This is a genomic window from Bartonella sp. AA56HLJMS (assembly GCF_042197145.1).
In the GTDB taxonomy this organism is placed as follows: Bacteria; Pseudomonadota; Alphaproteobacteria; order Rhizobiales; family Rhizobiaceae; genus Bartonella.
Genome location: NZ_JBHIRL010000013.1, coordinates 34,803 through 44,014 on the forward strand (window position 1 = coordinate 34,803; position 9,212 = coordinate 44,014).

At 35.7% G+C, this 9,212-nt stretch carries 7 protein-coding genes, 1 tRNA gene and 2 pseudogenes; 4 read left to right on the forward strand and 6 right to left on the reverse strand.

The window, feature by feature from the left end:
* Positions 1-799: 799 nt before the first annotated feature.
* From thrS to ACFINI_RS07425, 3 genes are all read right to left on the reverse strand, one after another.
* Positions 800-2,776: a threonine--tRNA ligase gene (thrS, locus tag ACFINI_RS07415; RefSeq protein WP_375647277.1), complete on the reverse strand. Its 1,977-nt coding sequence runs from the start codon at positions 2,774-2,776 to the stop codon at positions 800-802.
* A gap of 111 nt (positions 2,777-2,887) precedes the next feature.
* Positions 2,888-3,238 (reverse strand): membrane protein insertion efficiency factor YidD, encoded by a 351-nt coding sequence (yidD, locus tag ACFINI_RS07420; RefSeq protein WP_375607118.1) that lies wholly within the window; start codon positions 3,236-3,238, stop codon positions 2,888-2,890.
* Positions 3,239-3,667 (reverse strand): iron-sulfur cluster assembly scaffold protein, encoded by a 429-nt coding sequence (locus tag ACFINI_RS07425; protein ID WP_375647281.1) that lies wholly within the window; start codon positions 3,665-3,667, stop codon positions 3,239-3,241. It lies immediately after the preceding gene.
* Positions 3,668-3,792: 125 nt separating this feature from the next.
* On the opposite strand from ACFINI_RS07425, the gene folE reads away from it, so the two are divergent.
* The 4 genes from folE to ACFINI_RS07445 all read left to right on the forward strand — a co-directional run bounded on the left by folE (position 3,793) and on the right by ACFINI_RS07445 (position 6,635).
* On the forward strand, positions 3,793-4,404 hold the full coding sequence (gene folE / locus ACFINI_RS07430) for a GTP cyclohydrolase I FolE (RefSeq protein WP_375629374.1): 612 nt from the start codon (positions 3,793-3,795) through the stop codon (positions 4,402-4,404).
* A gap of 137 nt (positions 4,405-4,541) precedes the next feature.
* Positions 4,542-4,626, forward strand: a tRNA-Leu gene (locus ACFINI_RS07435).
* 192 nt (positions 4,627-4,818) lie between these two features.
* Entirely contained in the window at positions 4,819-5,991 is a 1,173-nt protein-coding gene (locus tag ACFINI_RS07440) for an alpha/beta hydrolase (protein ID WP_375647289.1), read from the forward strand.
* A 137-nt stretch (positions 5,992-6,128) separates the two neighbouring features.
* Entirely contained in the window at positions 6,129-6,635 is a 507-nt protein-coding gene (locus ACFINI_RS07445) for a hypothetical protein (RefSeq protein ID WP_375647294.1), read from the forward strand.
* A gap of 352 nt (positions 6,636-6,987) precedes the next feature.
* On the opposite strand, the gene ACFINI_RS07450 is transcribed toward ACFINI_RS07445, so the two are convergent.
* The 3 genes and pseudogenes from ACFINI_RS07450 to ACFINI_RS07460 form a co-directional block, all read right to left on the reverse strand.
* Positions 6,988-8,010 (reverse strand): tyrosine-type recombinase/integrase, encoded by a 1,023-nt coding sequence (locus tag ACFINI_RS07450; protein WP_375647298.1) that lies wholly within the window; start codon positions 8,008-8,010, stop codon positions 6,988-6,990.
* Positions 8,011-8,336: 326 nt separating this feature from the next.
* Positions 8,337-8,669 (reverse strand): annotated as a pseudogene (locus tag ACFINI_RS07455) (hypothetical protein); the annotation flags it as partial.
* A gap of 98 nt (positions 8,670-8,767) precedes the next feature.
* Positions 8,768-9,064, reverse strand: a pseudogene (locus ACFINI_RS07460) (hypothetical protein).
* Between the last annotated feature and the right edge of the window lie 148 nt (positions 9,065-9,212).

A 9,212-nucleotide genomic window follows, 5' to 3' on the forward strand; every position in this document is an offset into this window, starting at 1 on the left:
CCATTAGCTTACCAATTCATGTGCTTGTTTTAAAGAGATGTTTCTTAAGGCTTCTTAATCTTATTTTACCATAATGCCTCGTGAATGATTAATGGTAAACTCGTTGAGTACCGCTATTTTTATACTTATGAAGGTTCAAGTCGGCATCATCATTATAATTATAGCCTGTTCTCAATGACTGCAACAATTCTTAGCACTTTAGGCGGTTCATTGTAGGCATTTTAAAAGTCCTTTCTCAATAATTTTTATCCACGCACTCATTCCGCTTGTTTCGTGCAAGCAAATGATTTTGATAGATTCAACATAAACATATTAAAAATAAGAGAAGCCTATGATATTCGAAACCTTATTTAATATGAATAACGATATATTATCATTATAAATCAATATATTGTCCTTTTTATAAGGGCTTATCTTACGAATAAGAAATATCATTGTTCAGCTAATTTTACATATTTTTTATTAATAAATATAATCTTGTTTTCAGTTTTCTTGCTTGATGTTTCTATAATTATTGTAATGATCTATCCATCATAATAGCAGAATTTTTTTATTATAAAGGTAAAAGATTAATGTTATTATTAATATTCAATTGTCTATGATTTTTGCATTTAAACAGCTCATAGCTTATATTCAACTTTTTCACCAATCCACCTTGTAGAGAAAGAGCACGTTATTCTTTCTGGTGACAGGTCATTGTGCATGAAACAAAAACACACTACAATATCAAATTATTTCATTTTGTACAAAAACTGAAAATTTATAGTAAAAAATTAACGTATTACCATCTTCCGTGATATTATGCATTTATTACACGTTGCAAATCTGGAGGTGTTGCTTCATTTGAGAGTTGTTTAATCACATCTTCTACAGATAAAAGGGTTTGATTTGTACTTCCTAAGCGGCGCATATTTACGCTGTTTGTTTCAGCTTCACGTTTGCCACATACCAAAATTACGGGGACTTTTTGTAAAGAATGTTCTCGTATTTTATAGTTAATTTTTTCATTGCGGAGATCTATTGTTGCGGAAAGCCCAACAGCTTTAAGTTTTGCTGTTATTTTTTGGGCATATTCATTTGCTTCGGATGTAATTGTTGCAACAACAATTTGTTCAGGAGCAAGCCAAAGTGGCATATGTCCAGCAAAATTTTCAATTAATATACCAAGAAAACGCTCCATTGATCCAAAAATAGCACGGTGGATCATAACAGGTTGACGTTTTTCTGAATCTTTATCAATATAGAATGCACCAAAACGTTCAGGGAGATTAAAGTCTATTTGTGTTGTTCCACATTGCCATTCACGACCGATAGCATCCTTTAATGTATATTCAAATTTTGGACCATAAAATGCTCCTTCACCTGGAAGGATGCTTGTTTTGATTTGTCCTGCAAATTTTGTTTCAATCGTTTTAAGGACAGATTCCATGATACTTTCTGCATGATCCCATAATGCATCAGATCCAACTCGTTTTTCTGGACGGGTTGAAAGCTTAAGACTAATTTCTTTAAAACCAAAATCGGCATAAGTTGATAAAATAAGATCATTAATACTGAGACATTCATCGGCTAATTGTTCATCAGTACAAAAAATATGCGCATCATCTTGTGTAAAACCACGCACACGCATAAGACCATGTAAAGAGCCTGAAGGCTCATAACGATGAACAAGTCCAAATTCAGCAAGTCTAATAGGCAAATCACGATAAGATTTTAAACCATGTTTAAAAATTTGCACATGACCAGGGCAGTTCATTGGTTTAAGGGCATAAACATTCCCATGATCTGAATCTTCTTCTGCTGAAATTACTTTGAACATATTCTCCTTATACCAACCCCAATGGCCAGATATTTCCCAGAGTGACCTATCGAGAACTTGTGGTGCATTAACTTCAGCATATTGATGATCATCAATGCGTCTACGCATATAGCTGATCAAATTTTGGAACATTTTCCAACCTTTTTTGTGCCAAAAAATCATTCCTGGCCCTTCTTCTTGAAAGTGAAATAAGTCCATTTCACGTCCCAAGCGGCGATGATCACGTTTTTCAGCTTCTTCTAGCATATGAAGGTAGGCTTTTAAGTCATTTTCATTTGCAAATGCTGTTCCATAAATTCTCGTGAGCATTGGATTATTGGCATCGCCACGCCAATAAGCTCCTGCAACTTTCATTAATTTGAAAGCATTCCCAATTTGCCCTGTAGATTGCATGTGCGGTCCGCGACAAAGATCAAACCACTCCCCTTGATAATAGATTTTTAAATCTTGATTTTCAGGAATGCTATCAATAAGTTCAACTTTATAAAATTCCTTTTTCTCAGAAAAAACTTTTCTTGCTTTTTCACGAGACCAAATTTCTTTTCTAAAAGGTTTATTGCGTTGGATAATTTCACGCATTTTCTTTTCAATGACGGTGAGATCATCTAATGTGAAAGGTTGTTGGCGTGCAAAATCATAATAGAATCCATTTTCAATGACAGGACCTATTGTTACTTGCGTTTCAGGAAAGAGCTCTTGCACTGCTTCAGCAAGGACATGGGCGCAATCATGCCTTATGAGCTCAAGAGCGCGTGAATCTTCTCGGGTAATAATCTCTACTTGACCAGATTGTCCCAATGGATCCGATAAGTCTCGCGTGATACTATCAAGACTATAGGCGACTGCTTTTTTTGCAAGTGATTTAGAAATAGATTCTGCTAATTCCAAGCCTGTCATTTCGGCGGGGTAATTACGTTTTGAACCATCGGGAAAAAAAAGAGAAATAGAGCAAGACATAAAAACACCCTTTTAATCCAATTCCGCTAACGATTGCGGATGGTTTCGTGAAAATTGAGTAAAAAGCTTATAGACTAATTTTTTATCAATACATGTGAAAAAAGAAAAGGATTATTTGTTGTGTTTGTCAGAAATTTTCCAGTAACGCCAAGGTTTATAAAAACAGCAAGAATTTCCAAGCGATGGAGGGACTGGATCAAAGCCATCTGTTCCAAAGGGCCCACAACGCATGATACGAAAGAGTCCCATCCATGCACCAGCCCAAAGCCCATGGCGTGCAATCGCTTCATATGTATATTCTGAACAAGTCGGAGCATGGCGGCACTGATTACCTATAAGGCTCGAAAGTGTTATTTGATAGAAACGTATTAAGAAAATACCCAATAATCGTCCGGGTGTTTTTTGCCAAGTGCCTGTGTAATTCCGAGTCAACTTTTTTTGTCTAGATTGTGATTTGAACATTTATTTTTCTTCAATTTTTTGAATGCAGTCTATCATTGCATCAAAGGGTAGTAGTGTTGCTGCATGGCGCACTTTATAGTCTTTAATGGGCTGTAAGCAAGAAAAATCCTCAAATGGAGCTTGAGGAGAAGGACCATTTTGCGTTAGCATTTGGTAGACAACTTCACGCAATATTTTAAGATCTTGAGTTGTTTGTCCGATGATATGAGATGCTAAAAGTGAAGCTGAAGCTTGCCCTAGCACACATGCATGTATTTCGTGAGCAAAATCGGTAATAATACCATTTTCCATTTTTAAATCTACAGTGATTGTCGAACCACAAAGGTGTGCATGTTTTCTTGATGTTGCATCAGGATTATTAAGACGCCCAATTTTGCCTATATGTGCAGCATATTTAAGTATTTTATCATTATAGATAGTATCAATCATGCGCTATTGCCTGAAATTTTGAAAGTCGTGATTGTTTAAACTTTTAATTCGCTTATATAGAGATTATACAAAATGAGATAGGTATGGAGCAAATGCTTTGTATAGAGTAAGCTTGGAGTTTTTGAATGCGTAATGTTGTTAAAGAAGACACAAATTTATCTGAAGAAAAGCGTCCGAGTATTGAAAAGGTGGAAGAAGCGATTCGTACATTACTCTTATGGATAGGGGAAAATCCAAATAGAGAAGGGCTTTTAGATACTCCAAAACGTATAGCCAAGGCATATCGCGAGCTTTTTAATGGTTATAGTCAATCGGTTAAAGAAACCTTAGGTACAGTTTTTGAAGAGGTTTCAGGATACAATGAAGCCGTAATCGTAAAGAATATACCTTTTTATTCACACTGTGAGCATCACATGATCCCAATTATTGGGAAAGCACACATAGCATATCTTCCTAATGCAAAAATTGTTGGTCTTTCAAAAATTGTACGTGTTGTAGATATTTTTTCTCGTCGTTTACAAACTCAAGAAGCTATGACAGCGCAAGTGGCTCACGCGTTAAAAACGTATCTGAAGCCTCATGGTGTAGCAGTATTGATTGAGGCTGAGCACATGTGTATGGCTATGAGAGGAATCCAAAAACAAGGCTCTACAACAATTACAAAAAACTTTCATGGTTATTATGAAAAAGATCAAGCGGCACAAGCACATTTTATGATGATGGTTCAAAGGTCATAGTAAAGCCCATATTTCTCGTAATCTCTATTAAGTTATAAAGCATCCCGATAAAATAAATTATGAGAAAAAGAAAATTGGCTTGTACCTTTCTTTATGATTTGTTAAAGGCTAAAAACCTAGATTTTTTCTTTCCACGTGCGGTCGTGGCGGAATTGGTAGACGCGCAGCGTTGAGGTCGCTGTGGGGCAACCCGTGGAAGTTCGAGTCTTCTCGACCGCACCAGTTCGCAGTGAGTCTCTCCATAGTGAGATGAAGTTATGTTAGAGAGAGGGGATTTATAGGCATTATAGAAAAATCTTTTTGTATGTTATTTGTTAGTGTGTTGCCAATAATGTTTCGTTTTTTATTACTTTATCTATGCATTTGAAATGTTATATTTTTATAAGGTGGGTTGAAGTTGCAGTGAGAAGTATAATGATTCTGAGATATTTAACACTTCTTATTTGTATTTCTTTATTATCAGCGTGTAGTGATTCACGTGCTGTACTTTGGCATGGGGTGCATGCAACACCTTCTATGACTGCCGTAGAAAGGGAAGTTGAAGGGAAACCAGTTTCTCCAAAAGCCATCGTTCCAGTGTATGTTGCAACGAGTCGTATGATGCAAAATAATTACGCTCAACCTTATGGTGCAGAGCGATCAAATAAAGTTCATTATAATCGTGTTGACGTAGGAATTCCTCAGCAACATGTAAAGGGAGTTGTTGAAATAAATGCCTATAAACCTACGCATGATAAGTATTTTGCAGCAGTAGCATTGCAAAAATACGATAATAAAGAACAGTTTACACAGCAATTAAATGCTGCTTTAGCAAAAAAGCCAAAAGGAAAAAGAGAAATTTTTCTTTTTATCCATGGGTATAATAATAATTTTGCAGATGGTACATTTCGTACAGCACAGTTTACACACGATTATTCTTTAAATGTTGTCGCTGTGCATTATTCTTGGCCTTCGGCCGGATCAGTTCCTCTTTATATTTATGATCGTGACAGTGCTAATTTTGCCCGTGACGGATTGATAGAGCTTTTAACACTTATTAGTGAAACCAATGCTGATCAAATTTCGGTTATTGCACATTCTATGGGCAATTTTGTTATAATGGAAGCATTTAGAACGTTAGCGTTACAGGGAAAATATAGGCCTATTCGTCGTATTACAAGTTTATTAATGGCTGCACCAGATATTGATGTTGATGTATTTGAGCGACAACTTAATGATATAAAAAAACTCCCGCAGCCAACCGCTATTTTAGTATCCAGAGCGGATAAAGCTCTTGCGGTTTCAGGACGTCTTACGGGTGGACATCATCGTGTGGGCGATGGCTCAGATATTGAAATGTTGCGTAAAAATGGAATAGCTGTTCTTGATTTCTCTCATGTGGATGGGGGAGCACACAATGTCTTTGCATCTTCGCCAACGTTGATGGCTCTTTCTCGAGAAGGTTCTTTGGCTTCCACAATTATGCAAGGTACAGAATTGTCACCTAGTCAAGCCCTTCTTGCTGATGGTAGTAGTGTATTGGAAAAAACAACACATCTTATCCTTTATACACCTGTACGTTTTCTCTCTCCACGGATTCCACGTTGATCGTGAAAAGAGAGAAGGGGCTCCATCGAATAATGTATTGGAGGTAATATTTTTTAGCACTTTCTTTAGAATGGTCTTGTAAAATGAAAAATAAATAGCGGGATGAATGTAAAAAACAGTCATTAGGTGAGTTTGTGATGATTGCACGTAAATGCTATGTTAATACGCCTACAGTTGTTGATTATTTGTCTCATTCCGCAATTAAGTTATTAGACATTCATGCTATGCTTGTGAAGGTGAGAAAAGGTGATATGGGGGAAAAACCAAATTTATTGCGTCAAATTGATTCTACAAAAAAACAGTTAGATGAGATAAGCCATGCTCTTATTTTAGAATATCGTAAACGCCAAGAAAATGAGCGTTTTTTAAAACAAATTCTGCTATCCATTTCTGATCAACTTTTTGCACTTAATAATGGTTTTAAGGAAACAGGACGTCTTTTTTTTCAAGAAGTTAGAATACTTCAATCTCAGATGCAATGTTTATATGAGGGAAAGGAGAGGCTGCATTTGTTAAATAGCCAAGAATCTTTTTGTTCTCCGTCAAAGATTGATGAAGTCATTAAACAGTTACAAAAAGCACGAGAAAAGCTTATTCTTGAAAGCCCACATCTCTTTGAAAAAAGCACAAAAGCTAAACAATAAAAGTTCTTTAGTTGAGCAGATAGATAATTTGAATTTTACAGCAAAAACGCTGTTAGATAGAAGGCTATAACCTTTTTAAAGAAAAGAATTTGCTTTAATAAATGAAACACATGCCTTATATCTTTGCTAAAGTTAAGGCTGATGAATTAGGTGGCTTTATTGGAAAAAATGTTTGTGGAAAGAATTTTACAAAAAACTTTCTGATTCTTTTAATAATAACCCGCCGGATAATTTTACCAATGTCATGAAGTTGTTAGTATATTCATTAGGCAAATAAAAAGCAAGTAAAATAAAATAGTTATGTCTAATATAAGGGAATAGGTGAATCTTGATTCTATTGAGTTTTTTGCCTCTATCCCTCATCTTTTTGAAGCTTTTTTATCGCCTCTATAGCTAACCTTTTGCGATCTGCGCTCTTTGTGTAAAGAGATGCCATAGCATCATTTGTCCAGCCAAAAATTGCTTTGAGTTGTGGTACTATTGCACCAGAGTTAGCTGCGCGTGTTGCTGCTAATTTTTTTAAGCCATGTGCTGATTTTTTTATTTCTGCTACGTTACAAGCCTCTCGAAAAAGGTTGCCAAAACTTTCTTTAACTAGTTTTTTACCTTCTTTACCACAAATGAATGTTTCTTCTCCAATAGGACCAGTTTCAAGCGTTTTGGCTAATTCCGGTAAAATAGGTAGAAAGACATCTGTTTGGAATTTACTTTTCTCTGTTTTGAGATGAATAATATTGTCTTTGACATCTTTCCAGCCAATGCGAACCGCATCACCACGACGTAAGCCCGTATACAGAAGAATATCAATCCAAACGCGTTCATGGGTACCATGGGACCATCTTTGATAATATTTCTCAACATCTTCTTCTGTCCAAACAGGAAAGCCGCTTTTATTTTTAAGAGGAGGTTTTTTGACGCCTAAAGTTGGATTATTTTCCAAAAGACCTTGATCAATTGCCCAATTAAAAAGTCCATTAAGGGCTTTCAGAAAGTTTCTAGCCATTGCTGGTGTTTCTTTGCGCCGTTCAACACCGGCTATGATATGTTTCTTTTCAATTGCTTGGTATGGAATGTTTCCTATGGAGTCGCATATCTTCATAAGAATGTATTCTTTTTGTTTCTTTGTAGTATTAGAGTAGCTATGCCAATTAGAGCTGTTAAAGTATTGTTTAAGCAGCCATGCAAATGAACCTTCAACAAGTTTACCGGTTTTTGATTTAGGAAGTATAAGCCCTTGTAACTCGGCAAGTGCGCTTTTGTAGTTATCAACAAACTCTTGCGTTCCATAGGTACCGCGTATTCTAATGCGTTTACCGTGACCAATACGTACATACCATACAATTTTGCCATGTTGAGTAATTTGTTTGATAGCCATAAAAGCGTTTATAGGCTCTGTAATTCAAATGAGTGATTAAAGATCATACGCAACATTTACATTCCTTTTGATAAGTTTTATATCTCTCATAAAGCACTTGCAATATGATACGTTTTGTATATATGCACTGATTACTCCATTGTGGATGATTCATTTTAATCAATAAGAATCGCTATTTGAAAGCCGCGTCATATCACTTGGCGCGGCTTTTTTTTATTTTACTCTCTCTTTTATGATATGTTTATAGCAATGCGTTTTATATGCGTTTATACACCATAAAAAAGGCACGCCCCCCATATCTATTTTTATTCTGTTTTATCAGTTATATTGACAACATTATCGTTTTCATAAACCTTACATTTTTTTGGAACGACACTTACTTTACTTTGACTGTTTAATTTTGCATTGCCATAGGCTTTACCCCAGACCTTGGCATGATAGGAAACCTTGGCATTGCCATAAACCCACGCATTATCATACACCCAGAAATTGCCATCATGGGATAAGTTACTTTCCTTTTCGATATAGCCTCCCAGATCACCTACTTTGACATCATCAAAGTCTTTTAAAGCTTTAATGCGATAAAGGTTTGTAATTTTCTTAGTAATTCTATCTTTAATTTGTTTGATTTCATTTGTTAATTGGTATTTTTTGCACATAAAGATACCCTCACAATCTAATATGATAAACGTTTGCTAAAATTTGGAAGAGGAGCGCCCCCGCCACGCCTGTACTTTCATTTACACCGCTTTATTGATTAGACCCAGACAATCTCTAATTCACCATAAGGAGAGAGAGGTTCAGTATAGGTTTTTATTTTAGTAGACCTGCCGACATTTTCACGAATAACAGCAATGCCATGAATATTGGCATTTTCATAAACCCTAGCATTTTCATAAACGTGACCATTTTAAAACACAAGAGCCTCATCATAGTCTCAGCAATTGCCCTCATGAGAGAAGTTATCTTCCTTTTCAATAAAGCCGCCTAAGGTACCTGTTTTGATATCAGCAAAATCTTTTAATGCTTTAATAATGAATTCAATTAAATCCATTTAGAATAAATAGCGAGTATCAGAAGAGGTAAAGTCATTCAAAAGCGGATAAATTTTTTTCAAAAGGTTTTTTAAATGCTGCTTATCCACAGCCCATGACATGAGGTAAAATCAGCAAAATAGTGAAATTTGCTGTTCGTTTTATGGA